Raw genomic sequence first — 25415 nt, 5'->3', positions numbered from 1 at the left:
CAGGATTTTCATTTTTGCTATTTTGTACTATATAAAAAAAAGTTAAAATAAAAAAATCTGTTGACGTTTTGCACAGAAAATTAGTATTTTTCTATAGAATACTAAAAAAGGACACCGAAATGTCAGAAGAAAATCAGAATGCTGAGGCAGCAGAGAATCAGACAGAAGAAACTGTTGATTCTACTGAAACAAAAGAAAGTACGGACAGTACTGGTTCTGCCGAAAACAATGAAAACCAGGAGCAGCAGAAAGAACCGACAGATGCGGAAAAAATAGCTGCCCTTGAAAAGGAGAATGCGGAGTTAAAAGACCAGCTTTTAAGAAGGGCTGCGGATTTTGACAATTACCGCAAACGTATGTTAAAGGAGAAGCAGGACACGTTTGATTATGCAAATGCTAATCTGCTTGGTGACCTGCTTGAAAGCCTGGATAACTTTGACCGGACAGTTGAAGCCTCAAAGAATGCGACGGACGCAAAATCTATTGCGGACGGTATCAAGATGATTAACAAAAATCTGGTGAAAATGCTTGAGGATAAGTACAATCTTGTCAGTTACGGTAAGCCAGGCGATGCATTTAATCCGGATGAACACGAAGCTCTTCGTAGTGAAGAAGGCAAAGTAAAAGAACCGGAAATTAAGGAAGTTTATCTTAAAGGCTACAAGCTTAAGGAAAAAATTATCAGGCACGCAAAAGTTCTGGTAACAATGCCTGTTTCTGAATAGGTAAGAATATAATAAGGTTAAATTTAGGGAGAATATAGATTATGTCAAAGATTATTGGAATTGACTTAGGAACTACAAACTCATGTGTTGCTGTTATGGAGAATGGCGAGCCGGTTGTCATTCAGAATTCTGAAGGCGGCAGAACGACTCCTTCTATCGTAGGATTTACTGCAAAGGGAGATCGCATTGTCGGTCAGCCTGCCAAAAATCAGATGGTAACAAATCCGAAGAATACTGTGTATTCTGTAAAACGTCTTATCGGCCACAGATTCAGCGAATTGCAGGGAGAAGCTACAAAGCTTCCGTATACAGTTCTCGACAATGGTGCAGACTGCCGTGTTCAGATTGAGCAGAACGGAGAAAAAAAGCAGTTCAGTCCGCAGGAAATTTCTGCATTCATCCTTCAGAAAATGAAGAAAACAGCGGAAGATTATCTTGGCGAGCCGGTTACGGAAGCTGTAATTACTGTTCCTGCTTATTTTAATGATGCACAGCGCCAGGCAACAAAAGATGCCGGAAAAATTGCCGGGCTTGACGTAAAGCGCATTATCAACGAGCCGACTGCTGCTTCTCTGGCATTTGGTTTTAATAAGGATCAGAAACAGGACAAGACGATTGCCGTTTACGATTTGGGTGGCGGTACGTTCGATATTTCCATTCTTGAACTGGGTGACGGCGTATTTGAAGTAAAATCTACAAACGGCGATACTCACCTTGGCGGTGATGACTGGGACCGTGCCGTCATCAACTGGCTTATTGCAGAATTCAAAAAGGATTCTGGAATTGACCTTTCAAATGATGCTATGGCTATGCAGCGTCTGCGTGAAGCAGCTGAAAATGCAAAAATCCAGCTTTCTTCCCAGACTTCAACAGATATAAATCTTCCGTTCATTACGGCAGATGCAACAGGACCAAAGCATCTTCAGAAGACGCTTACGCGCGCTCAGTTTGAGCAGATGACGGATGACTTGTTTGAACGTACAAAAGAGCCGTGCCGCAAGGCGCTTGCTGATGCAGGAATTTCTGCTGATAAAGTTGATGAGGTTCTTTTGGTCGGCGGTTCTTCACGTATGCCGAAAGTTCAGGAAGTAGTAAAATCAATCTTCGGTAAGGAAGGAAGCCGTGCAGTAAACCCGGATGAGGCTGTTGCCGTAGGTGCAGCAATTCAGGGCGGCGTTTTGAAGGGCGATGTAAAAGACGTTCTTTTGCTTGACGTTACTCCTCTTTCTCTTGGAATTGAAACAATGGGCGGCGTATTTACAAAACTTATTCCGCGCAATACGACAATTCCTACAAAGAAGAGCCAGATTTTCTCTACGGCTGCTGACGGACAGACTGCCGTATCAATCCACGTTCTTCAGGGTGAACGTGAGATGGCGGCTCAGAACCGCACGCTCGGAAATTTTGACCTTGTAGGCATTCCGGCAGCACCTCGCGGTGTTCCGCAGATTGAAGTTACATTTGACATTGATGCAAACGGTATTGTTCACGTTTCTGCAAAAGACTTGGGAACAGGAAAAGAGCAGCATATTCAGATTACGTCTTCTTCTGGCTTGAGCGAGGACGAAATCAACCGTATGGTTAAGGATGCAGAGGCAAATGCTGCTGCTGACAAGGAAAAACGTGAAGCTGTTGACGCAAAGAACGAGGCTGACAGCTTGATTTATGCTACTGAAAAATCACTGAAAGATCTTGGTGATAAAGTAAGCGGTGCTGACAAGCAGAAGATTGAGGATGCAGTTGCAGCTTTGAAGAAAGCTCTTGAGTCAGATAATACTTCCGACATCAAGGCAAAGACAGAAGAACTGAAACAGGCTTCCTATAAGATTGCAGAAGAAGTATACAAGCAGCAGGCAGCTCAGGGCGGTGCAGGTGCACAGGGGGCTTCTGATGCCGGAGCAGGTGCTGATGCAGCAGGTACCGATTCTGCCAAATCCAGCAATTTTGACAAAGGCTCCGCCGAAGACGTAGACTACGAAGTTAAGGATGATTCATAGGCTGTATTTGTAAGCCGGTTTTGCCGTGCAAAACTGAAGGCGCAAGCCGAACAATAAGGATTGTTGAAAAAATAAAACTTGCGCCTAGCCAGTGTTTTTCCCTGTGAAAAAAACGGGGTAAAATGCATAAATCAGTTTTGCCGTGCAAAACTGAAGGCGCAAGCCGAACAATAAAGATTGTTGAAAAAAAATAAAACTTGCGCCATCCCCTTTCCATTGCGAAAGGGGTTCTTTTTTGGTATAGTTATTTGAAAGGTTGAAAATATGGCAAAACGAGATTATTACGAAGTATTGGGCGTTGCAAAAGGCGCTACGGAAGACGAAATCAAAAAAGCGTACCGAAAGCTTGCGATAAAATATCATCCGGACAGAAATCCTGGGGATAAGGAAGCAGAGGCTAAATTCCGTGAGGCTACGGAAGCGTACGAAGTTCTTTCCGATGACAAAAAACGTCCTATTTATGATCAGTATGGTTTTGCAGGTCTTGACGGTATGGATCAAGGCGGCGGAGGGGCGCAGTATTCGCACGCGTTCCACGATTTCAGCGATTTGTTCGGCAGTATGGGCGGCGGCGGTTTCGGAGATATTTTCGATAACCTGTTCGGCGGCGGCGGTTCAAGAAGTTCCGGCAGAAAACGAAGCGGTCCTGCAGAGGGTGCAAGCCTTCGCTATGATTTGAACATTTCTTTTAAAGATGCCGTGTACGGTACAAAGGCTGACATTCATTTCCGCCATAATGAAACTTGTGAGGAATGTAAGGGAAGCGGTTGTGCCGCCGGTGCAAGCAGAAAAACTTGTCCTACCTGTAATGGTGCAGGTCAGGTGCGCAGAAGTGCCGGATTTTTTGCCGTTCAGCAGACTTGTCCTACCTGTAACGGAAGCGGTACTACAATAGACAAACCGTGTAAGGCGTGCGGCGGACGCGGCGTACAGGAAAAGAGCAAGAAAATGACGCTTACAATTCCGTGCGGTGTAGACAACGGAAAGCGCATTGCCATTCCGCGTCAGGGAGATGCCGGAGAAAACGGCGGTCCAAGCGGCGATTTGATTGTTATCCTTCATGTAGAAAATCACCCGATGTTCGAGCGTGATGGTCAGGATTTGTACTGCGCCGTGCCGGTAACATTTGCCCAGGCTGTTCTTGGCGCAGACATTACGATTCCTTCCCTTGACGGAAAGCGAATTGAACTTAAAATTCCAGCTGGAACGGCATCAGGCAAATTGCTTCGTATCCGTGGGGCGGGTGTTCCATTTACCGGCAGCCCAGACAGAAAAGGCGATTTGTATGTGAAAATAATCGTGCAGATTCCGACAAAAATCTCTGGAAAGCAGCGTGACCTTCTTCAGCAGTATCTTGAACTTGACGGTGCAACAACTTCGCCGCAGCTTCTTAACATTTCGTCACTGTAGCAGTACGAGCATACAGTCAGAAACGTATAGTTTGATTAAATCCCGGAAAACGCAATGTTCTTCCGGGATTTCTTTTTTTCAGAAAGAAGTTAAAACGTCCTCTTTTTTATGATATACTTTATGATATGAGCAATGATTCACTTTTCAGTGCAAGCAGCAGTATGCGCGAGCCTCTGGCATCCAGAATGCGGCCGCGTAATCTTGATGAATATATCGGGCAGGATCACATTGTAGGAAAAGGCCGCCTGCTAAGGCGCGCTATTGCCGCAGACCAGCTTACGTCCGTTATTTTTTACGGACCGCCGGGTTCTGGAAAGACGACGCTTGCACGCGTTATTGCAAATCATACAAAGTCTAATTTTATTACGCTGAATGCAGTTCTGACCGGCGTTGCTGATATAAGAAACGCAATCAAGCAGGCGGAAGATTATTTTAATCTGTACAGCCGCCGCACGATTTTGTTTGTAGATGAAGTTCACCGGTGGAACAAAAGCCAGCAGGACGCGCTTTTGCCGTGGGTGGAAAACGGCACGATTATTCTGATTGGCGCAACTACGGAAAATCCGTTTTTTGAGGTGAACAAGGCGCTTGTTAGCCGTTCGCGTGTGTTCCAGCTAAAAGCGCTTACAAAGCAGGATTTGGAAAAGGCCGCCAGTCAGGCGCTGAACGATACGGAGCGCGGTTACGGACGATGGAAGGTTGAATTTGAAAGCGGCGCGCTTGAACATCTTGTCGATACGGCAAATGGAGATGCGCGCAGTCTTTTGAATGCTCTTGAACTTGCCGTTGAAACAACTCCTGAAAAATGGAATCCGAATGCTAATCCTCCTGTTCCGGCGCTCGGTTCGACTATTTTCATATCAAAGGAAGCAGCTGAGGAGTCCATTCAGAAAAAAGTCGTTCTTTATGACAGGGACGGCGATTATCATTACGATATTATAAGCGCATTTATAAAAAGCCTTCGCGGACGCGATCCTGATGCGGCAATGTACTGGCTTGCAAGAATGGTCAGGGCAGGGGAAGATCCGCATTTTATTTTCCGTCGTATGCTCATTTCATCCTGTGAAGATACTGGTCTTGCCGATCCTTCTGCAATTTCTGTGGTGAACAGCTGTGCGCAGGCGTTTGACAGGGTAGGAATGCCGGAAGGACGTTACTTTCTTGCCCACGCGGCGCTGTATCTTGCGACTGCGCCTAAATCAAACAGCAGTATGGCATTTTTTGATGCACTCAGTTCTGTTGAAAAAGAGGATGCTGACGTTCCTAATCACCTGCGCGATTCAAACCGTGATGCAGAAGGTTTCGGGCACGGTGCAGGCTATCTTTATCCGCACGCATACCGCGATCATTGGGTGGCGCAGCAGTATCTTCCGGATGCGCTTATGGGCCGCGTTTTTTATACGCCGAGTACGCAGGGATATGAAAAACAAATCCGCCAGGAAGTGCTCAGCCGCCGCGAACTTCAGATTGCGGCACTTTTGGAACGGCGGGTGCCGGATGATGATTCTGCGCAGACAGGTTCAAGGAATGCCGTTCCTGAATTCAGCGAACTTAAACAGGAAACGCAGAAACAGGCCGGGCTTTCTGAATTCGGCATAAATCCGATAAGCGAATGGTGGATAGCGGAACATTTTAAGGGTGGAGAGCTAAAAAAAGGCGAAAACTTAACGTTCAGTCCTGTTGATAATCTTCGCGAGTCTACTCTTGACAAGGCGGATAAGCAGTGGCGAAGCCGTCTTGATTCAAATCGGGCAGATGTCCTTCTTTCTGTCCGTGATACGATGATTTCAATGGCTTCGCTTTTACGCTATCACCGTAGTCTTGTGTGGAATGCGGACGACGGACTTCTTTTGTGGGAAGTTGCGCGAAAAACTCCTGAAGGAATGACGTGCGGCGTGTGCAGAAGTCAGCGTGGAAAGGAAATTCTTGAACAGTACGGACGGACGCTCGGTGATTTGGACAGGCCGCTTTTGTTGTTCCGCCCTGAAACAGAAAATCAGGGGCTTCTTTCTCCTGTAAAATTCAAGGATCTTCTTTTGCAGTTTGAGTATAAAGGAACTGTTTTTGACAGGCTGTTTTTCCGTGATCCGTTTGCTTTCGGAGAATCGGTAGAAGCCCTTGCAAAGGCACTTGCGTTTATATGCGTTCCCCATCAGAAGCAGAAAGGAAAAATATTTACTGACGAAAACGAAGTGGAAAAGGAGGTTGAAACAAAGTCTTTTTATGAAACAGACGCGTATGACGGTAATGCCGATGAAAATGCGGACGATACCTCCGTTGAGCCTCCGCTTGCAGACGGCTGGTGTGCCGTCATTTCCCAGAAAATTCCATCTGGCGGTCAGCATATTTCCGAATTGATAAAAAAGCAGGTTCTTACACCGTCTTCGGCAGAACCGTATCTTTCTGCCCTTGAAAAAATGGAGCAGGCGGAAAAATCTTTTTTCGGTGATGTAACTAATCCTCTTTTCAGCTGGAACTGCGAAACGATTGCGCAGTCTTTCAGGAATGCCGGTTTTGCAGTGGAGTCCGCCGTTCAGACAGTGGAGGAAAAGCGCCGCATCACTTTGACTGAAATTCGCCGCTGGTTTGACACAAAGACGTCTGCCTACGGTACAAAAATGCTTGAGGCGGTGGGCGCATTTGAACTTCAGAAACTGATAACGCTTTTGGAAAATGCCTCTGCCAATACGATTTTTTCCTGGAAAACGGAGACCGCGTATTTTACAGTCAGGGCATCTAAAACTGAAAACAAGCCTGATAATTAAAGCAGAATTTTTCCTTCTTCCAGTCATAAAATTGACTTTTCTGCAATGTGGTGTATCATAGAAATGAAGCTTGGTTTTTGCAGGAGGCATTATATGAACTTGTGTATGTATTGCGATGATGAAAAAAATCTGATGATGTTCCTGCCTGACACTGTTTCTGATGAAGAAATTATGACGCTTGGAGAAGTTGTTTTTCCGGATGATGACGGGGAAGATTTATTTGACTATAACAGAAAACCGACCGGCTGCATAAATTTATATAATATGTATGCATCGTATCCTGTAGACTTGATACGCCCGGATTACATTCTTCCTGTTATGTGATGATGTCCTGTAATGATTGAGCAAACAATTTAAATAAGATATACTCATCGTATGAGTACTCACAAACAAATTGACGAAGAAACTTTAAATAATCTTCTGTATCTTTCACGGCTTTCTCCAGAAAGTACAGACATTGCCACTTTAAAAAAACAGGTGGATGAGATTGTCGGTTATTTTGACATTCTTTCAAAGTATGATGACAGCGAAAATCCTTATGATGCATATCCTTCTACCGAAGCAGAAAAATTAAGGGAAGACGAAGTAGTTTTCGGACTTGAAATTCCTGACGTAAAAAACGTGTCAGAGAATTTTATGGACGGCTATTTCCAGGTACCAAAAGTCCTCGGTGAGGGAGCCTAAAATAGCAGAACCGTTAAAAAACAACCCGAAAGGGCAGGTTTTCAGCCCATTATTTTACAGCAGGAAACAAAGAATATGTATACAATCAAAGAAGTTCGCGCAGCACTGCAATCAGGTGAAACGACCAGCGTTGCGCTTGTAAAAAAATCTATTGAAACATTTGAGGCAGACAAATCTTCTGACGTTCCTCTTAATGCATTCCTGGAAATGTACGGCGATGCTTTGTCAAAAGCTGAAATGTGCGACAGGGAAATTCAGGAAGCAAGGGCTTCCGGAACGCTTGATGCGCTTTTTGAGAAAAAGCCGCTTCTTGGCATTCCGTTTGCAAACAAGGATAACATCAGCTGCAAAGGACATACGCTTACTTGCGGTTCAAAAATCTTAACAGGTTACGTTGCGCCGTACAATGCTACCGTTATAAACCGTCTTGAGGCAGCAGGAGCAGTTCCGCTCGGACGGTGCAATCAGGACGAATTTGCAATGGGTTCGTCAACGGAATATTCTTCTTACGGAGCTACGCGCAATCCGATAAACAGGGCGTATGTTTCCGGCGGTTCTTCCGGCGGTTCAGCGGCGGCTGTAAGTTCAAATCAGGCGCTGTTTGGAATAGGTACGGAAACCGGCGGTTCTGTCCGCCTTCCTGCGTGTTACTGCGGAATTTATGGACTTAAGCCGACTTACGGCGTTTTGAGCCGCTGGGGTGTAGTTGCGTATGGTTCTTCCCTTGATCAGGTTGGAATTATGGGGCATACTCCGGGCGATATAGCACTTCCTCTTGCGTGTATGTCAGGCGCAGATTTTTACGATGATACATCCGCCGATTTACCTGACGCAGACAAACTGAAAAACCTTAAGCCGTATGAAAATATGTCTTCCCTTAAAATTGCAATTCCGCGCCAGTTCCTTCAGACAAAAGGTCTTGATGAGGACGTAAAAGCCGCTTTTGATGAAACGCGCGAATGGTTCAAGTCAAAAGGCGCTGTGATTGACGAAGTTGATATGCCGGTACTGGATGCGTCAATCGCATCTTATTATGTCATCGCACTTTCTGAAGCAGCTTCAAATCTGAGCCGCTTTGACGGAATACGCTACGGCCGCCGCGTTGACAATGAAAAAGGTTACGATGAACTATATGTAGATACGCGCTCGGAAGGTTTCGGACCGGAAGTAAAGCGGCGCATTATTATAGGAAACTACGTTCTTTCGGAGCAGTTTTCCGGCGATACATATAAAAAAGGAATGACCGTACGCGCACGAATTCAGCGCGAAATGGCAGAACTGTTCAAGTCGTATGATATGGTTCTGTGTCCGACGTGTCCTACTCCGGCGTTCAAGCTTGGGCAGAAAGTTGATAATCCGCTTGAAATGTATCTGAGCGATATGTATACGACGTTTGTTAATCTTGCCCGTATTCCTTCTATAAATGTTCCTGCCGGAAAAGCAAAAGGAACGGACGAAATGCCGGTCGGAATGCAGTTTGCAGGTCCTATGTTCAGCGAGGCAAAGCTTTTGCAGATTGCACAGGTGTGGGAAAATGATCATCAGGGCTGCGGAATTCCGCTGAAATAAGGAAAAAATTATGGCTATTGATAAATATGAGATTGTAATCGGCTGTGAAATCCATACACAGCTTCTGACAAAAACAAAGGCGTTCTGTGCCTGCGAAAACCGTTACGGCGGAATGCCGGATACTCGCGTCTGTCCTGTATGTCTTGGTCTTCCGGGTGCTATGCCGCGCGTTAGCAAAGGTTATGTGGAACTTGGTGCTGTTGCCGGTCTTGCATTGAACTGTGATATTGCGTCTTATACAAAATTTGACCGCAAGCACTATTTTTATCCTGATCTGGCAAAAGGCTATCAGATTACGCAGTATGACCTTCCGCTCTGTACGGACGGATTTGTCGACATTCCGTTTGAGCATTTTCCTAAGGAGCAGCAGCCGGGCGGCGATTTGTTCCGTCCTAAGAATTTTGCCGGCGAAGACTGCGTAATTGACGGAAAATATCGTCGTGTCCGCATAGAGCGCATACATCTTGAGGAAGACGTAGGAAAATCACTTCATCTTGAGGGAAAGCACTCTTACATTGACTATAACCGCTGCGGAACGCCGCTTATAGAAATTGTTACAAAACCAGATATGTCAAGTCCTGATGAAGCGGCTCTATTTATGCAGACCGTTCAGGAAATCCTGCGTTACGTAAAAGTTACTAAAGGAAATCTTGAAGAAGGAAATATGCGCTGTGATGCAAACATAAACCTTTCTGTTTGGGAAGACGGAAAACTGTATCATACGCCTATTTCCGAAATAAAAAATCTGAACTCATTTAAATCTATCCGCGATGCATGCGCTTACGAAGCACAGCGCCAACTGAAAGAATTTATTGAAGACAGGCAGGAATTCAATCCTGGATTTAAAGTGACGATGGGCTGGGATGAGGCAAAAGGTGAAACTGTCGTTCAGCGAACAAAGAATTCCTTTGTGGATTACCGGTTTGTAGTAGAGCCGGACATAAAGCCGTTTACGGTAAGTGCAGAACTGGTTGAAGCTGCTGCTGAAAAAGTCGGCGAACTTCCAGAGCAGAAACGCATCCGCTTTCAGAAAGAATTTGGTCTTACCCAGTATGATTCTGAAGTTCTTACTTCTACTCGTGACCTTTCACTGTGGTTTGAAGAGGCAGCGGCTGCTTCTGTAAGTCCTAAGCGTGTTGCAAACCTGATTATTTCTGAACTTCTTGCTGTTCTTAATGAAAAGAAGCAGACTATTCTTGACGTTTCCATTACGCCTGAACATATTGCAGGACTTGCAGACAGTCTTGAGCAGAATAAAATAACAAGCAAACAGGGAAAAGAAGTTTTTGCCATTATGCTTGAAACTAACAAGCTTCCGTCCGTTATTATAAAGGAAAACGGAATGGAAATTGTAAGTGATGCCGGCGAAATAGAAAAAATTGTAGACGCCGTAATTGCCGCAAATCCAAAGGCTGTTGCCGACTATAAAGGCGGAAAAACAAACGTTATCGGCTGGCTTATGGGACAGGTGATGAAACAGTCGCAGGGAAAGGCAAATCCTAAGCAGGCAACTGCGCTTGTTACGGAAAAATTGCAGAAACTGTAAAACTTTTTGCGGTGTGCAGAAAAGTTCTGCAAAAACAAATTCCGCAAAAAAAGGAGGGGCTGGCTGAAAAATTTTTTCAGCCAGCCCCTTTTTACTGTTCGCCGGAAATACCGGATTATGAATGTTCTTTTAAGAATTTTACAAAATCTTCTTCTAAAAGAGGTTTTGAGTAGAAATATCCCTGTACCGAATCACAGTTGATTGATTTTAGGAAGTCTCTCTGTTCTTCAGTTTCAACGCCTTCAAAGACTGTCTTTTTCTGAAGCTGCTGTGCCATTTTCATCAGCGAAGTAATGAACTGCTCTGTTTTTTCGGAATCAGCATTGTTCTTCAGGAAGTTCTGGTCAAACTTAAGAACGTCAATCGGTACGGAATTCAGCATTGTAAGTGAACTTTCTCCGTTTCCAAAATCGTCCATTGCAACGGTAAATCCGTGCTTGTGAAGTTCCTTTGTTATTTCCTGCAAAATAGGTTTTTCGTTTGCAACAGAACGTTCAAGAATTTCTATTTCGATAAGGTTTTTCGGAATGTCGTATTTTTCAATGCGCTTTAGAAATTCCTTCATAAATGTCTGCGTATTTACGTGACTGCGCGACATATTTATGGAAATTGGAACAACCGGCTGATTTTTGTCAAGCTGTGAGCGCAGGAATTTGAAAACCATTTCGTATACGGCAAAATCAAGTTTTTTAATGAAGCCGTTGCTTTCAAAAAGCGGAATGAATTTGTCCGGCGTTAAAAATCCCAGTTCCGGACTGTTCCACCGTACAAGCGCTTCGGCACCTATGATTTTATCTGTCGTAAGGTTTATTTTAGGCTGATAGACAACGAAGAATTCTCCGCGTGCAAGAGCTTTTTCCATGGTCTGTTCGATTCTTTGTTCCTGAAGAATTCGTTTTGCCATATTCGTGTTGAAAACAGCATATGCCTGATCATTATTGTTTTTGATGCTCTGCTTTGCCATTGAAGCTTCGCCGATAAGTTGTGCGATTGATTTTTTGCCGGAATTTATATCATCCTCTTTCTGAGGAGTCATAAACGAAATTCCGTATTTAGGAGAAAAAGGATATTTTCCCTTTGTTGCAATTCTTTCTATATTTTCCTGTGAAATTCGGAATGTTGCCATAAATTTTGCAAGGGAATTTATCTGGTTAAAGTAATAAAAATGATCTGCATATCCGCGGGCTGCAATTCCGCCATATACAAAGCATAAGTCTTTAAGTTCATTTGCAAAAGTGATGAGCGTTTCGTTTCCTGTTTTTTCACCGTAATTTCTGTTGATGAATTTAAATCCTGTAAAGTCTGCTTCGATGAGTACAAAGTTTCCGTCGGGATTTTGTTCAAGCTGCTTTGTTGCTTCTATTTCGAGATGTTGTCTTGTAAGAAGTTCCGTGAGAGGATCGCGTTTAAGTGTAGATTCATATCTTTTGCGCAATACGCTTAGTACGATATTTGTAAAGCTGTAGAACAGTATTCCTGCAAAAATTACGATTAAAAAGACAACTTTCTTTGCGTGGTCAAGTTTTGTGTAAGTTTCGTAGATTTTTTTGTCAAGAATGCTTACACCGGCAGTCCAGTTGCAGTCCTTTATCCTTTCAATGAACACGTGGACTTTTTCGCCGTGTTCGTTAATGGAATTGAACGTCGTCGTTCCTATTTTAGATATGTTTGCCGTTGCGTAGATTTTATATTCATCTTCTTGCGGCGTAAACGTAGTCATAAGTGCATCTTCGTCCGGATGGGAAATGCATATTCCGTCCTTGTCCAGAATGAACGGCTGGATGTCGTTTGCATGCTGTGCGCTTGCAAGAATTTTGTTTATGCTTGCAAGTTCTATTGAGCCGCCTACAAAACCTTTCAGTTCGCCTGAAGAAGTGTATACTGCCCTTGAAACGTGAATGATTTTCTTTCCGGTTGTTTTTGAGTAGACTGCGCTTCCAAGATGATAGATGTAGTTTCCGCTCATTATTGCACGGTAATAATCCCGGTCTGATACGTTTACGTTCTTTCCGGAATCTGTGTACAGTTCTCCGCTGCTGTCGCAGTAGAATGCATTAAGAAAATTCTTAGGGCGAATGTAACTGTTTGCGGCAAACCATTCAGCAATTTCCTGTGTAGAACCTCTGTTTATGACGTCTGAATTTGCATACATATCAAGCGACAGATGTGCCTGCGTAATGATGTTCTGGAATGTAATTGCATACGTACGCGCCAGATTTTTTCCGTCTTCTATATACTGTTCTTCTATCGCCTTTTTTACCTGATTAAGGGCGATTGATGACATTATGTATAAAAAAAGACAGATGAACCCAAACAGTGACAGGATAATAATCCGTTTGAGAAGTCTGCTAGTTTTAGACAAAGTATGAAAAGTAAAACTTTTGTGCATACGCACATTATAGTATAAAAAGTAAAAACACGCTAGGAATTATTTTTTGTTCTGCTGTTTTTTTTTGTTTTCCGGTATCGGTAAAGAACTGGAATAAAGTTGTTTTATAGGGAAGTGCTAAGTAACACTTGAAGCGATTACTCAGCATTTCCTGTCAAATTGCTGCAAGTCATTGACTTACAGACAATTAGCTGCATTAAGGGGTTAAAACAACCCTTTAAAACGGCTGAGTCAAGGCCTTGAATGAGCTGAAGGCGAATGTACCTTGACCAGACGTATTCAAGGTTAACACTGAAAAATCCTCAATAGGATATTCAGTGTTTCCATAGATTGAATTTATGCAGTTTGGTATACTGTACTTGATGATGACGGATTCATATTTATATTCAGAGATTTTTTCGCGGTTCGGTACGGTACAGCGCGCACGCGGATGTTTTTTGTATACGAAAAAAGGCGTCCGGCTTACCGATTTGTATCAGGAGGGAGGACGCGCCGTTCTTGGCTGGGGCGGTACTGCCTTCACCCGTTTCAAGAACGTTTTGAACCGCGGCATTACCGGAAGCTACATTACTGAATTTGAGGTTCAGACGCAGAAAGCTGTGGCAAAACTTCTTAATTCGCCGCGGACGGTGCTTTTCTACCCTTCGTATGCGTCTGCGCTGAAGGCCGCCCTTACTGTTTCTCCAAACGGAACTGCGTTCTACAAACCGTGGAATCCGGCGGAATCAGATTTTTCAGGGCAGGACTGCGTAATTATTGCACCGCCGCTTCCGTGGACGCAGACTGTTTATATTGTTGCAGCCATTCCGGAAGTTGTAGAAGTTGCTCTTGCGGCAGGCAGGACTGTTCCTGTATCAGAGCGTATTCCTGCACCGCTTAATGCTGCCGTTGCTCGCGCACTTTTTGACCTTGCGGCAGAACTTCCGCGCCGTTCCGAAAAAGACTGGTTTTTGTACGACAATCTTATTTCCGCATACTGGGAGCGTAAAGGTCCGTACCTGTTTCCGAAAGTTCTGGAAGAACAGTACAAATCGTTTGTCCTTCACTGTCTTGACTGCGCGCTTGTAATAAGTCCTGATTACAATACGCCGTCTATCGTACCGTTCGGTGCTGACAGGGGTGTTTTTTCAAAACTTAAGCAGAAGCCGTTTGATACCGGCTCAAGTTCCCGTTAAAAGAAGGTTGATCTATGACTTTGGCAGAAACAGTTGTTTTTATAGTAAAGCTTGTTGTGGGAGGAGCTGCCGCATTCTGCGCAGTGCTGTTGTGGGCTCGTACAAAAGATTCCGCCTGGATGTCTGTTGTGGCAGGAACAGTCGTAAAATATGCAGGAACTGTGTACAGTATGATGATTGAGCTTGGCATTCTTTTTCCAAAAGAAATCATTGTATTCGGAATTCCAGTGTCTACCCTTGTGTTTACCGCCGTTCCTGATTTATTTTTTATTGCCGCATTTATCATAATGCTTTACAGGAGCCGCTGATGACAGAAAAGATGACGCCTCTTGATGAATACTGGCATACCTTTCTTGAACGGACGGGCAGGGATTCTGATACGGTCTGTTCCGGTGATTTGAATTTTGAGTCAAAGGGAATGTCGAATGACAGTCAGATTGCAATGATTGCTGCCGGAAAAAAGACTGCGATATTTTCCAGCTTTCCATCGTTTTCCATAGACGGCGAGCCGCTGCCTGTTTCCGGCGAACTGTATCTTGTTCTTGACCGGGCTGGAAATCCGCGCTGCGTTATTGAGCTTGACAGCGTGAACATCGTTCCGTTTAATGAAGTTACATGGGAGATGGCGCAACAGGAAGGCGAGGACGAAAATCTTGAGGGCTGGCGCGAAAAATATCGGGAGTATCTTGAAGATGAAGGAGCAGTCGTCGGATTTGATTTTTCGCCTGACATCCGCCTGGTATTCCAGACTTTTCACGTTGTTTATAAGGGGAACTGATATTTTTAAAAGAAAGGTAAAATTATATAAAATTGCGTTGCATTTGTAAAAAACGTGATATATAGTATACCTATCTGTTTTTTGCAGAATTCAGGAGGTTTTAGAATGGCAAAAAAATCTGGCGTAACAATCGGAAGACTTCTTCTTCAGCTGGCACTCGGAGCAATGCTTGCAGTTGCAGGTATCTGGTCTTTCCAGGGACACGGTGATGATGCAGTTGGCGCTATCCGCGCTGTATTTGACGGAAACGTAGAGAACGTTCTTGTTGTAGTTTTCGGCGTTATTGAACTTCTTGCAGGAATTTTCCTTATCCTTGAGCTTTTTATGGGCGACCAGTTCGGGAAACTTGACAATATCCTTATGCTCATTGTTATGATAGTATGGATTGTTGCAATCGTTCTGATGGATTTTCTTGCAAAAGGCGGACTGTTAAACGGTTTTAATGCAAAGAATTTCCTTGAGTGGCTGTATACGTTTGCAGCTCACCTTATAATTCTTGGTGCAATGATAACCCTTAACGACTGATTGCTTTGTGCAGAAGGCTAAGTTCTTCTGGCTCTATAAAATTACTTGAACGAAAATTCAAAACGGCAGGAATATGGTGAACTACTAGATTTCTGCCGTTTTTTTCAATACAATAAACGTTATGAAAAAGTTACTGGGTTTGTGCGCTTTTCTTGCGCTGGCTTTTGAACTGTCTGCAAAATCTTCTAAAATCGTGGGATTTGATATAGGACTTTCCTCCGGACTTCCTGTTTATTCGGACAGTGCCGTTTCTGACTCGAACGAGCTGGTGAATGACGGAGATTTTAACCGTGTCATTGCCGGCGGTCTTTTTGACTTTTCTTTCAGGCTTTGCGAACCGCTTAAACTTCTTTTGGGCGCAGATTTGCTGTGCGATTTTATCTGGAGCGGAAGCGATTATTCCAATCACCTGGACTATGCATTCTGGAGCGGAATAAAGGCGTATCCAGGAATAGGCGGACTGAACTGTTCCGTTGCATACGCGCTCGGGCGACGCAGTGATTTCCGCAATAATGACGCAGCTGATTCCATTATATCATCATCTTCCTGGGGAAACGGCTTCCGTCTTGGTGTTGAGTATGATTTTCTTTACGGTTCTTCCCGCACGTGTATGCCGGCTTTAGGATTTTACTACCGGTTTATGCCACGCGGTAATGATACATACGACAATATTTTTTCTGTTTATATAAGCATCGTGCGGTGATTTTGCGCATTTTGCAGGGCGCGATTTACTGTTCTGAAGCTTCCGGCTGACCGAATTCGCTTAGTGCAGTTGCAATATGGGCATGTTCGATAAGTTCAAGGCTGTCGCGGATTTTTCTATACAGCCGGATTTCTCCGCCGGTAGCACCGCTCAGGATTTTCAGGACTTTTCTGTTTCCTTCCGGGATTTCCCAGGAACGTACGAACAGTTCTTCCGCCGAGCAGAACATATCAACGTCAATGACGTACGACCTGTTGCTTGCACTTACAGACCAGTGCAGTTTTTCCTTGTTTTCTTTGTCCGGCGTCTGCGAAATGTTCCAAAGTGCCTGATACGACCGTTTTGGTGAATCTGCTGAAAACATAAGAAGTTTTCCTTCAAAAAATGCAAGCACCGAAATCCTGCCGTTGAATGCACCCTGTATGGCAAAGCAGGAATTCTGAAGTAGTTTTCCGCTTATAAGGCTTGTAAGGTTTGAAGAAGAGATGTGCAACCAGGAGTCAGGCAGTGATTTTCCCCAGAAATGTTCTGCATATCCGAATGATTTTTTCGGAATGACTGAAAATTCTTTTCCATCTACCGTAATGTTTCCGGAAAAAAGCGTACGCGCTCCCGGTACAGTCCAGTTGAACTGCTGTGATTTATATCCTTTCGTAAAAAAGAACTGCTTTTCATAGTGCAGGTTCCAGCTTATGTTTCCTGTATCGCACAGGAATTCCGGGTGTTCGTATAATTCCGCCGGGGAACATTCAATCTGACCGGAAAGCTGTTCGTACGAAAAATGAAAGCGGTCTGCCTGAATGTCAAAAGATTTCTGGCTGATTGAAAGGTTTTTTATTGAGGTATAGGTGCACAACTGTTTTGCTCCGCTTCCTAAAAGACCTGCGCGGATAACTGTGTAGGATGGAATTACTAATGCTTCGCTTTTTATTTTTTGTGCAGATACAGTTCCGGCAAGGACATTCTGTAAATCTTCTGCCGAAACATTGACTCTCGGCTTAAAACCAAGTACAGGTTCTGCCGGGCTTATGTACGGATTTACGAGTGCTATTTCTATAAAAAAAGTTTTTTCAAGACCGGTGATTTTTTCAATTCCGTTAAATACAAAACGTGAAAATTCTATTCCGCTTTTTTTTAAAGAACCTTTGAGTTGAAATTTCATTAATCCGTTTGACTTATTTAAAGCGCACATTCTTAAAAATCCCCTCGTTGCCTTATTATACTCATTTTCGGTATGGAAAAGAGATTTCTTAAGAAGAAAGATACCTAGTTAAACAGTTTGTCTATTTTTTTCGTGACGTCTTTTGATTCTTCCGGGAAGTTTTCATCAAGGAATTCAAAGCAGGTAACGGCTGCACGCTGCGCATGTTCATACCAGATGCTGTAAAGTTCATGCTTTATATCATCTCCTGGATACGGCGCGCCCTGTACATCAGAAACAAGCTGTCGTAACATCTCAATACATTGCTTTGTCTTCTTATCCATAGTATTAACCTCATTAACCTCACTTCACGATGTGAACATTATAATGGTAAATCAATAATAACGCCAGTTATTTTTTCAGATTTATTGCACAGAACTGCCGTGCGGCACGTATCAAAATGAGAGTGAATGTGCATTGCCGTCTGCTGAATTTGCTCTGCCGTTACGTTCAGAAGTCCTGTAAGTTTCTGCTGGCGTTCTTCGTCGGAGATGCAGTAAAGCGTGCGTATCAGTCCGATGTTTCCCCTTCCGTAAGGAGAGCGCGGCTGTACTTCATCACCGTATGTACCTGTAATCATACGCAGAAGTTCGTCCTGTCCGATTGGATTTTCCGCCGCATCTTTAAGGCATTCTCCAAAAGTTTTAAGTGATTTTTGCGGCGCAGGGTCGCGGTATGTTGTAAGTACAAAAAGTCCCGAAAGGTTTGCGCAGCCGGCGTATGCTCCGTATGCGCCGCCGGTCGTGCGTATGCGCTCCCAGAGCGACGTTCCCGAAAGATAATGCGAAAGCACCAGCTCGGAGGGATTTTCCGCCGTTCCGAAGTAACTTGAGTTTATTGCCGCCGCCGCATATCCTACCTGCGATGAAATGACGAACGTTTCGTTCCGGCAAGGTTCTTTTTCGCCTGGAAGAACAATCTGCCTTAAAAATGCCGCTTCGTCTGCTACCGTTTTTTCTGCCGGCGGAACAAGACGTAGTCCTGAAGCAAAATCATTCATTTTAGGGAGAAGGTTCTGCATCGTTTCAGAATCTGCGGTAATGTGGATGAGCGCCCCTGCAGAGCGCAGTTTTTCTGTAAGGGCGGAAAAATGTTCCGAAAGATTTTTAGGATTTTCTTCTGAAATTGCCTTTATTGCAAAAAGCTGCGTAATTCCTTTCCAGATTTCATCGACTGTATTTGTGTGCGTTTTAACTGCCTGGGCGCGCGTACCTGCAAGCTTGTTTCCGCGTGGAATTACGGCTGATTTTATCGTTCCGTATGCTTCTGCCGTAAGCGTTGCAAGGCGTTTTGTGTCGCTGAAATTATAGGTAGAAAAACATTCTGCAAAGACTTTGAGCGCATCGTCTGTTTTTTCGCCCGTCATTCTGACTGAGAAAATCAGCCAGTCTCTGTCTGTGCAGTTGTATTTAGAAAGCGATTTTCGCAATGCGGCAGATTTTTCCGTATTCGGACTTGTATTTGTGAAAAGGCGGCAGGTAATTCCGCCTGTGTGGACGGCTGTTTCTTGTGCGCATTCAGCCCAGTCCTTGCCGTTCCAGCCTGTATTCGGGGCGCAGTACGCATAGAGCGGAAGATATTTGTATTCTTCCGGAGAAAGAACGTCCGCAGGAATCCAGAGTTCAAGGTAGGCAATTCCGTTTGTGTTTTCCGTGTTTGTAAAAAGCGGAACAGACGCGCCGTTTGCGTCTACAACGTTAATTTCCGTATGGATTTTTTCTACGTTAGTGTTCAGGTCGCTGATGTTCAGGCGCGGAATGCACGCGACTTCTTCTTCTGTTTCGCGGTGATTTTGGTAGGAATGAAGTTCGTCAAGTTCTTTTTGAATGATGTTCCTGTCTGCCGTTTTTGAAAGCGATGCAATCAGTTTCTTTTCTGCTTTGTTCCGGGCAGAAAGATATTTTTTTGACGGCTTTACCATAACGAACGAACAGTTTTTGTTGTCGAGAAGGTATTTTTTTATGAGGTTTTCAACATATTTCGGTTCTGCTTCGCAGTTTTTACGGATTATATCAAACGTACTGCGATAGAAAAGTCCGTCCGCAGGTGCGCCTCCGTAATTCCAGCTGTTTAAGGCGCGCTCAAGCAGTACAAGCGAATACGGTCCTCCTGAGCGGACGGCTTCGCGGTTGGAAAATTCTGCTGTCATTATGGCAGAATCAATGTCGTTCTGGTCAATGCCTTTTGTGCAGAGCCGCTCAAGTTCTTTAAAAATAAGGGCGTAGACTTTTTTTTCGTTGCGCGTCTTTACGCCGTGCAGTCCCAGTGCAAAGAAAAACTGACGCGCTTCGTTTATGCACCCGGAAACAGGCGCTATGTCATCACCTAAATCTGAGTCGATGAGGGCTTTTGTAAGCGGAGAACCGTCGTGTCCTGAAAGTACTTCTGAAAGAAAAGCACATTCCATATAGCTCTGCAAATCTGCCGTTTGACCGCACAGCCAGTTTACGGTGACCGTTGCGCCTGTTGCCCCTGCATCAGGCGCTTCTGCCCGAACCGTTACGGGGTTTTCAAACGGTTTCTGAGTTTCCATTTCGATGAATTCCGGGCTGACGAACGGGTATGAATGATGTTCTTCTGCCATAGGAACTGTTTTTTCAAGCCTGTCAAGAAGATGCTCCTGCAGGAAGTCAAGCTGTTCTTCCGTCCGTATGTTTCCGTACAGGAAAAGAAGGCAGTTGTCCGGGCGGTAGTATTTTTTGTGGAAATTCCTGAAGTCCTCGTAACTGAATGACGGGATGTGCTCCGGATCTCCGCCGGAATCAAAAGCATAGTTAGTGTCCGGGTAGACGCTCCGTATCTGCGCATCAGATGCAACGGACTCAAAGGAAGAGTAGTTCCCCTTCATTTCGTTGTAGACAACGCCCTGAATTTCAAAATTGCCGTTTTCGTTCAGTTCAAGACGGTGCGCTTCCTGCATAAACGCTTCTTTTTTTAAAAGCGGAAAGAAAACTGCGTCTGCATATACGTCCATAAGATTGTAGTAGTCAGACTTTATCATAGAGGCGGACGGATAGACTGTTTTGTCGGAGTAGGTGAGCGCGTTCAGAAAGGTGTTTACGCTCTGGTTCATCATATTTGTGAACGGTTCTTTCAGCGGAAATTTCTGAGAACCGCAGAATACGGAATGTTCAAGAATATGCGCCGCACCGGTTGAGTTTTTTGCAGGAGTCCTGAAGGCAAAGGCAAAAAGATTTTCTTCGTCGTCGTTCAGAAGGTGAAAAACCTCCAGTCCTGTTTTTTTGTGGCGCAGGTAAATTCCGGTGGAAGCGCAGTCCGGGATTGTATTTATGGAAATAAGTTCAAATCCTTTGTATGTTTCTGGAAACTGTTTAAAATCACACATATACGTCGTCATTTCTTCCTTTTATAATAAGATTTCCGTCTTCGTAGGCGCGGCGGAGCATACTGAAAAAAGTGTTCGTTATGCTGTCGCAGTCTGCTTTGCGTAGAGGAGATGAAATTTCTTCTTCTTCAAGGATTTCTGCGCGGCGGCCGGACGAAACGCAGCCGAATATTTTTTTTCGGAATGAGTCCGGTTTTCCTGCAATCAGCTTTACAACGTCAATATTCTGCATTTCGCGCAGTTTCTGCTGAATGAATTTGTCGTCCGCATTAAGTACGTCATCAATTGTGAAAAGCCGCCTTCGTAAATCAAGACCAAGCTCCGGGTCTTCGTCCGAAAGTGACGATATAATGGAAGATTCTGCATCAGGGCTCATCTTTTTAAGGATTTCCGCAAGGGCATTCCTTCCGTCCATAGACTCGGATTTATCATTTTCCAAAAGGGCAAGCGCTTTTTCGTGCATCGCCTGATCAACGCGTTGCAGAACTTCCGGAGAAACAGGCTGCATTTTTGCAAGTCGTTTTACGATGTCGCTTTTGTCGCTGTCTGTCATAAGATTCAGGACGTCTGCGGCTTTTTTTGCGTCTATGTTTGAAAGGACAAGTGCCTTTACCGCGTTGCTTTCGTCGTTCAGAAGCAGGAGAAGGCGCTCGCTTTTTGCGTCATTAAGATAGTCAAACGGTCTTGCACCGGAAAACGGCGCCACTTTTTTGAGCATTTCTTCTGCTTTTTCAGAACCATATGCTTTTTCAAGTATTGCGCGGGCAGTTTCCTTTCCGCCTTTTTCCGTAACGTGCTTGTAAAGCCCCTGGAATTCAGCAAGAATGACAGCCGCTTCATCGTCGCTTATGGTGCGGATTGTGGCAATTTCGGGAATTATTTTTTCTGTCTGTTCAGGGCTTAAGTGAGGGAGTATTTTAGCAGCTTCGTCAACGCCTATGAGGACTAGGAATTTAGCCACCCGGCGGTATACAGAGTCTTTTTTTTGTGCGGAAGATTCGTCCGCTGGAACTTTGATGAGCGTTTGCGCGTTGGAGTTCGATGGGTTCGGGTGTTCTTCACGCGAAAGTTTTTTGCTGCTGCGGAAAATTGAATCCATCTGCGCGTTTACATCGCGGAAAAGCGGTTTTTGAGGAGTGCGTTCATTTTCTGTATTGGAATGCGCACCGTTTGAAGTATCGTTTTCCTTGCCGGAGGCAGCTCCGTAGGCGTGTGCGCGTAAATCGTTCAAATTCATAAAACGATGATAGCATAAAATAAGCATGACTTCAAATGCGGAAGGGCAGTCCTGATGTCATTCCTTTTATAGCAAAATCTTTCCCGTTGATTTTGAGTCTGATTTTTAAGTGCTGCACTATACACTGTGTGGATTCTGGACTAAAATATTTTCGTGAAGAACTTTGAGATTGTAAAAGCGCTTGTAGGCGAGTCTGTTTCTGAAAAAGACCTTGAGCATATCGACTGTTTTTATTCTGAAAACCTCGGCATTTTTATTCCGATTAGCGGAGAATGCGGATATGCCAAAAAGGACAACCACATTCATCCGTCATATATGGTTGTCATTGCGTTTAACAGGCAAGCTTTCTACGTTCTATGCGCTTCCAGTTTATGATTATTCAGAAAAGCAGATTGGCGTTGTTGTTGCCGTAATAGACAGCCTTAAACTATGCAGTACGGTTTCTGATGTCGTAATAGGAAAGCAGTCGCATCCGTATGTCATTAACAGGACTACCGGAAAATATGTAGCTCATTCAGACATAACGTTTTTAAAGGAAGAAAAAGGACTTTACGACGACCTTCCGCCTGAAATGAAAAGCGTTGTTGAAGGAATAAAGGCAGGGAATTCTTCATCTTTGTTCTGCCGTGATAAGGCAACAGGAAAAGAATTCTGCGTGTCCTATGAACCTGTAGGCGGAAATACTGACTGGGTTGTTGTATGCAGTGCGCCGGCGGAAGATTTCCTTGCTGAGATTGTTCAGCTTAGAAATCTCGCAGTTCTTTTTGTAATTATATTTACCGTAATTTCAGTGCTTATCGTTTCAAGCATTGTAATGAAATCCCTTCGTCCTGTAGGTGTGCTTAAAGATTCGATCAGGACGATTGCTTCCGGTCACGCAGATTTAACAAGCCGCATAGATATTTCTTCCAATGACGAGATTGGTGAAGTTGTTTCCGGATTCAACGAGTTTACGGCAAAACTTCAGGATATTGTAAGCGGCGTAAAGGAGGCAAAGGAGGAACTGCTTGTTTCCGATGCTTCGCTTCAGGAAAAGACTGACGCTGCCAATTCTTCCATTTCCCACATTATTTCAAATCTTGATGCGGTGAACGGCGAAATTTCAAATCAGGCTGAATGTGTGGACAACACAGTCGAGTCTGTTCGCCAGATTGCAGGCACGATTTCTTCGCTTGATTCTCTTGTGCAGATACAGGCTTCCGGCACGGAAAACGCTTCTGCTGCGGTAGAGCAGATGGTCGGAAACATTCAGTCCGTAAATAATTCTGTGGAGCGTATGTCTGAGCTTTTTAACCGGCTTCTGGAAGATGCACAGACCGGTTCGGGCAAGCAGAGCGATGTGAGCAGTCAGATAACTGATATTGCAAAGCAGTCCGAAATGCTGCAGGAAGCCAACGCCGTGATTGCATCGATTGCGGAGCAGACAAATCTTCTTGCAATGAATGCCGCTATAGAGGCGGCGCACGCAGGAGATGCCGGCAAGGGATTCAGCGTTGTTGCCGATGAAATCAGAAAGCTCTCGGAAACGTCATCAAGCCAGTCAAAGAATATTGGCGAGCAGCTAAAGCTCATAAAAGATTCCATTCAGAATGTGGTTGTGGCTTCTGACGAGTCGAACGTGTCTTTTATTTCTGTTGTCCAGGATATAAAAGAAACGAACCGGCTTATGCAGGAAATCAAGAACGCTATGGCGGAGCAGCAGGTTGGATCTTCGCAGATTAGTGAGGCTGTCATTGCAATGAAAGAAAGCGCGGGCAAGGTTCGCGAAGAATCTGTGCGGATGAGCGGACAGAACAAAAGCGTGCTTGACGGCGTGCAGCGGCTTAAGGACGTTACGGGCGTTATGAACGGCAAAATTTCAGATATGGAAAATGAAATTGAAGCTGTTTCTGGCTCCGGAAAAGACCTTGCAGAAATCGCTTCGGTGATGAGCAGTTCAATCCAGAACATCGGAAACCGCATAGACGAATTTAAGGTGTAGCTGACAGTCTGTCCGTCTGCTTTTCATTGTTCTTTTTATGCTTTTTCATTACAATTACCCTATTCTACTTTTTTATGAGGTTTTGTTATGGCAAAGTATTTTCCGCTTTCACACGACCAGCTTAAAGAGCTGACAAGGACTTTTCCGACTCCGTTTTATCTGTATGATGAAAAATCAATACGGCAGAATATGCGCGAATTTACAAAAGCGTTCAGCATATTCCCTGAGTTCCGGGAGCATTTTGCGGTAAAAGCGTGCCCTAATCCGTATATACTGAAAATTCTTTCAAGCGAAGGCTGCGGTGCAGACTGTTCAAGCCTTCCTGAACTTATGCTGTGCGTGAATGCCGGCATTCAGGGAAAAAATGTTATTTTTACTTCCAACGAAACTCCTTCGCAGGAATACGAATATGCCGCAAAAAACGGCAACATCATTAACCTTGATGATTTTACCCACATTGAATATCTGAAAAAGACTCTTGGAAAGCTTCCTGACACAATCTGTTTCCGCTACAATCCGGGACCGCTCAAGAAAGGCGGAAATGCCATCATTGGAAAGCCGGAAGAAGCGAAGTACGGTCTTACGCGCGAGCAACTTTTTGAGGCGTACCGTATATGCCGCGATGAGGGCGTAACTCATTTTGGACTTCATACGATGGTCGCTTCAAATGAACTGAATCCTGACTTTTTTGCAGATACCGCAAAAATCCTGTTTGAACTGTGTGCAGAAATCAAGCAGAAGCTTGGAATTCGCATTGAATTTACGGATTTAGGCGGCGGTCTTGGCATTCCGTATAAGCCGGATCAGAAAAAAGTAAGCTATGAGGAAGTTGCCAAAAAAATCAGGGCATATTACGATGGAATTATCGTTCCTGCAGGACTTGATCCTCTTGCAATCTACTGGGAATGCGGACGCCCGATTACCGGTCCGTACGGCTGGCTTGTTTCTACGGCAATACACGAAAAGCACATCTACCGAGAGTACATCGGTCTTGACAGCTGTATGGCAGACTTAATGCGTCCGGGAATGTACGGGGCATATCACGAGCTTACGGTAAGCGGTAAGGAAAATGCTCCTGAAGATTCTGTATATGATGTAGTTGGAAGCCTATGTGAGAACTGCGATAAATTTGCCGTTCAGCGTCCGCTTCCTCATATTGATATCGGGGATCTTGTGATTATTCACGATGCCGGCGCTCACGGCAGGGCGATGGGCTTTAACTATAACGGAAAGCTTCGCGCCGGCGAGATTCTTCTTCGCGAGGACGGTTCGTTTAAGGAAATCCGCCGCCGGGAAACCATAGACGATTTGTTTGCAACTCTTGATTTAGACGGCGTGTCTTCATTCAAGGCATAGCGTATGACTGATTTACTGTATAGAAGAA

General features: G+C 44.4%; 21 protein-coding genes. 16 read left to right on the top strand and 5 right to left on the bottom strand.

All coding sequences use genetic code 11. The features are described from left to right. Nucleotides 1-119 precede the first annotated feature (119 nt). The 8 genes from B5D55_RS02225 (at nt 120) to gatB (ending at nt 10696) form a co-directional block, all read left to right on the top strand. Entirely contained in the window at nt 120-725 is a 606-nt protein-coding gene (locus B5D55_RS02225; protein WP_078932364.1) for a nucleotide exchange factor GrpE, read from the top strand. Nucleotides 726-766: 41 nt separating this feature from the next. Then, nucleotides 767-2722 carry a molecular chaperone DnaK gene (gene dnaK, locus B5D55_RS02220; protein ID WP_078932363.1) on the top strand — a complete coding sequence of 652 codons (1956 nt, stop codon included), beginning with the start codon at nt 767-769 and terminating at the stop codon, nt 2720-2722. A 264-nt stretch (nt 2723-2986) separates the two neighbouring features. Then, the gene (gene dnaJ, locus B5D55_RS02210; RefSeq protein WP_078932361.1) at nt 2987-4132 is read left to right on the top strand and encodes a molecular chaperone DnaJ; all 1146 of its coding nucleotides are present in this window, start codon (nt 2987-2989) and stop codon (nt 4130-4132) included. A gap of 125 nt (nt 4133-4257) precedes the next feature. Then, a complete protein-coding gene (locus tag B5D55_RS02205; RefSeq protein WP_078932360.1) occupies nt 4258-6897 on the top strand; it encodes an AAA family ATPase in 2640 nt (879 codons plus the stop codon). A gap of 93 nt (nt 6898-6990) precedes the next feature. Then, nucleotides 6991-7221: a hypothetical protein gene (locus tag B5D55_RS02200; protein ID WP_143593143.1), complete on the top strand. Its 231-nt coding sequence runs from the start codon at nt 6991-6993 to the stop codon at nt 7219-7221. Nucleotides 7222-7272: 51 nt separating this feature from the next. After that, the gene (gene gatC / locus B5D55_RS02195) at nt 7273-7581 is read left to right on the top strand and encodes an Asp-tRNA(Asn)/Glu-tRNA(Gln) amidotransferase subunit GatC (RefSeq protein WP_078932358.1); all 309 of its coding nucleotides are present in this window, start codon (nt 7273-7275) and stop codon (nt 7579-7581) included. Between the two features lie 75 nt (nt 7582-7656). After that, nucleotides 7657-9150, top strand: a complete 1494-nt coding sequence (gatA, locus tag B5D55_RS02190) for an Asp-tRNA(Asn)/Glu-tRNA(Gln) amidotransferase subunit GatA (RefSeq protein ID WP_078932357.1) — start codon at nt 7657-7659, stop codon at nt 9148-9150. Nucleotides 9151-9160: 10 nt separating this feature from the next. Next, nucleotides 9161-10696 carry an Asp-tRNA(Asn)/Glu-tRNA(Gln) amidotransferase subunit GatB gene (gene gatB, locus B5D55_RS02185; protein WP_078932356.1) on the top strand — a complete coding sequence of 512 codons (1536 nt, stop codon included), beginning with the start codon at nt 9161-9163 and terminating at the stop codon, nt 10694-10696. A 115-nt stretch (nt 10697-10811) separates the two neighbouring features. Here gatB and B5D55_RS02180 read toward each other — a convergent pair whose 3' ends face one another. After that, a complete protein-coding gene (locus B5D55_RS02180; protein WP_159446131.1) occupies nt 10812-12980 on the bottom strand; it encodes an EAL domain-containing protein in 2169 nt (722 codons plus the stop codon). Between the two features lie 467 nt (nt 12981-13447). On the opposite strand from B5D55_RS02180, the gene B5D55_RS02175 reads away from it, so the two are divergent. The 5 genes from B5D55_RS02175 (at nt 13448) to B5D55_RS02155 (ending at nt 16266) form a co-directional block, all read left to right on the top strand. Next, a complete protein-coding gene (locus B5D55_RS02175) occupies nt 13448-14260 on the top strand; it encodes a hypothetical protein (RefSeq protein WP_159446130.1) in 813 nt (270 codons plus the stop codon). A 14-nt stretch (nt 14261-14274) separates the two neighbouring features. Further along, complete coding sequence (locus tag B5D55_RS02170; protein WP_078932353.1) at nt 14275-14568, top strand: hypothetical protein; 294 nt, start codon at nt 14275-14277, stop codon at nt 14566-14568. Beyond that, complete coding sequence (locus B5D55_RS02165; RefSeq protein ID WP_234975359.1) at nt 14568-15038, top strand: ASCH domain-containing protein; 471 nt, start codon at nt 14568-14570, stop codon at nt 15036-15038. The genes B5D55_RS02170 and B5D55_RS02165 overlap by 1 nt, the downstream gene beginning before the upstream one ends. Before the next feature lie 105 nt (nt 15039-15143). Next, complete coding sequence (locus tag B5D55_RS02160; RefSeq protein ID WP_078932352.1) at nt 15144-15563, top strand: hypothetical protein; 420 nt, start codon at nt 15144-15146, stop codon at nt 15561-15563. A gap of 121 nt (nt 15564-15684) precedes the next feature. Next, nucleotides 15685-16266 carry a hypothetical protein gene (locus B5D55_RS02155; RefSeq protein WP_078932351.1) on the top strand — a complete coding sequence of 194 codons (582 nt, stop codon included), beginning with the start codon at nt 15685-15687 and terminating at the stop codon, nt 16264-16266. A gap of 25 nt (nt 16267-16291) precedes the next feature. Here the strand turns inward: B5D55_RS02155 and B5D55_RS02150 are convergent, their stop codons facing one another. The 4 genes from B5D55_RS02150 to B5D55_RS02135 form a co-directional block, all read right to left on the bottom strand. Then, on the bottom strand, nt 16292-17458 hold the full coding sequence (locus B5D55_RS02150; protein ID WP_078932350.1) for a hypothetical protein: 1167 nt from the start codon (nt 17456-17458) through the stop codon (nt 16292-16294). Between the two features lie 74 nt (nt 17459-17532). After that, nucleotides 17533-17751, bottom strand: coding sequence for a hypothetical protein (locus B5D55_RS02145; RefSeq protein ID WP_078932349.1), 219 nt, complete (start codon nt 17749-17751; stop codon nt 17533-17535). 38 nt (nt 17752-17789) lie between these two features. Next, entirely contained in the window at nt 17790-20825 is a 3036-nt protein-coding gene (locus tag B5D55_RS02140) for an insulinase family protein (protein ID WP_078932348.1), read from the bottom strand. Then, the gene (locus tag B5D55_RS02135; RefSeq protein WP_078932502.1) at nt 20806-22050 is read right to left on the bottom strand and encodes a flagellar motor switch protein FliG; all 1245 of its coding nucleotides are present in this window, start codon (nt 22048-22050) and stop codon (nt 20806-20808) included. Before B5D55_RS02135 ends, B5D55_RS02140 begins: the two co-directional genes overlap by 20 nt. A gap of 153 nt (nt 22051-22203) precedes the next feature. Here B5D55_RS02135 and B5D55_RS11540 point away from each other — a divergent pair, with 153 nt between their 5' ends. The 3 genes from B5D55_RS11540 to B5D55_RS02125 all read left to right on the top strand — a co-directional run bounded on the left by B5D55_RS11540 (nt 22204) and on the right by B5D55_RS02125 (nt 25387). Then, complete coding sequence (locus tag B5D55_RS11540) at nt 22204-22425, top strand: hypothetical protein (protein ID WP_159446129.1); 222 nt, start codon at nt 22204-22206, stop codon at nt 22423-22425. Continuing rightward, on the top strand, nt 22376-24031 hold the full coding sequence (locus B5D55_RS02130) for a methyl-accepting chemotaxis protein (protein WP_159446128.1): 1656 nt from the start codon (nt 22376-22378) through the stop codon (nt 24029-24031). Before B5D55_RS11540 ends, B5D55_RS02130 begins: the two co-directional genes overlap by 50 nt. An 87-nt stretch (nt 24032-24118) precedes the next feature. Further along, a complete protein-coding gene (locus B5D55_RS02125) occupies nt 24119-25387 on the top strand; it encodes a diaminopimelate decarboxylase (RefSeq protein ID WP_078932346.1) in 1269 nt (422 codons plus the stop codon). The last annotated feature ends 28 nt before the right edge of the window (nt 25388-25415 follow it).

The sequence above is a fragment of the Treponema porcinum genome (assembly GCF_900167145.1).
Classification (GTDB): domain Bacteria; phylum Spirochaetota; class Spirochaetia; order Treponematales; family Treponemataceae; genus Treponema_D; species Treponema_D porcinum.
The sequence above is the reverse complement of the archived record's forward strand: the minus strand, read 5'-3'. Positions and strand labels throughout refer to the sequence as shown.

What these genes read in the sequence shown, in the direction of transcription:
- B5D55_RS02225 (WP_078932364.1), top strand. Translation starts at nt 120, where the DNA reads ATGTCAGAAGAAAATCAGAATGCTGAGGCAGCAGAGAATCAGACAGAA.
- dnaK (WP_078932363.1), top strand. Translation starts at nt 767, where the DNA reads ATGTCAAAGATTATTGGAATTGACTTAGGAACTACAAACTCATGTGTT.
- dnaJ (WP_078932361.1), top strand. Translation starts at nt 2,987, where the DNA reads ATGGCAAAACGAGATTATTACGAAGTATTGGGCGTTGCAAAAGGCGCT.
- B5D55_RS02205 (WP_078932360.1), top strand. Translation starts at nt 4,258, where the DNA reads ATGAGCAATGATTCACTTTTCAGTGCAAGCAGCAGTATGCGCGAGCCT.
- B5D55_RS02200 (WP_143593143.1), top strand. Translation starts at nt 6,991, where the DNA reads ATGAACTTGTGTATGTATTGCGATGATGAAAAAAATCTGATGATGTTC.
- gatC (WP_078932358.1), top strand. Translation starts at nt 7,273, where the DNA reads ATGAGTACTCACAAACAAATTGACGAAGAAACTTTAAATAATCTTCTG.
- gatA (WP_078932357.1), top strand. Translation starts at nt 7,657, where the DNA reads ATGTATACAATCAAAGAAGTTCGCGCAGCACTGCAATCAGGTGAAACG.
- gatB (WP_078932356.1), top strand. Translation starts at nt 9,161, where the DNA reads ATGGCTATTGATAAATATGAGATTGTAATCGGCTGTGAAATCCATACA.
- B5D55_RS02180 (WP_159446131.1), bottom strand. Translation starts at nt 12,980, where the DNA reads ATGTCATCAATCGCCCTTAATCAGGTAAAAAAGGCGATAGAAGAACAG.
- B5D55_RS02175 (WP_159446130.1), top strand. Translation starts at nt 13,448, where the DNA reads ATGATGACGGATTCATATTTATATTCAGAGATTTTTTCGCGGTTCGGT.
- B5D55_RS02170 (WP_078932353.1), top strand. Translation starts at nt 14,275, where the DNA reads ATGACTTTGGCAGAAACAGTTGTTTTTATAGTAAAGCTTGTTGTGGGA.
- B5D55_RS02165 (WP_234975359.1), top strand. Translation starts at nt 14,568, where the DNA reads ATGACAGAAAAGATGACGCCTCTTGATGAATACTGGCATACCTTTCTT.
- B5D55_RS02160 (WP_078932352.1), top strand. Translation starts at nt 15,144, where the DNA reads ATGGCAAAAAAATCTGGCGTAACAATCGGAAGACTTCTTCTTCAGCTG.
- B5D55_RS02155 (WP_078932351.1), top strand. Translation starts at nt 15,685, where the DNA reads ATGAAAAAGTTACTGGGTTTGTGCGCTTTTCTTGCGCTGGCTTTTGAA.
- B5D55_RS02150 (WP_078932350.1), bottom strand. Translation starts at nt 17,458, where the DNA reads ATGTGCGCTTTAAATAAGTCAAACGGATTAATGAAATTTCAACTCAAA.
- B5D55_RS02145 (WP_078932349.1), bottom strand. Translation starts at nt 17,751, where the DNA reads ATGGATAAGAAGACAAAGCAATGTATTGAGATGTTACGACAGCTTGTT.
- B5D55_RS02140 (WP_078932348.1), bottom strand. Translation starts at nt 20,825, where the DNA reads ATGACGACGTATATGTGTGATTTTAAACAGTTTCCAGAAACATACAAA.
- B5D55_RS02135 (WP_078932502.1), bottom strand. Translation starts at nt 22,050, where the DNA reads ATGAATTTGAACGATTTACGCGCACACGCCTACGGAGCTGCCTCCGGC.
- B5D55_RS02125 (WP_078932346.1), top strand. Translation starts at nt 24,119, where the DNA reads ATGGCAAAGTATTTTCCGCTTTCACACGACCAGCTTAAAGAGCTGACA.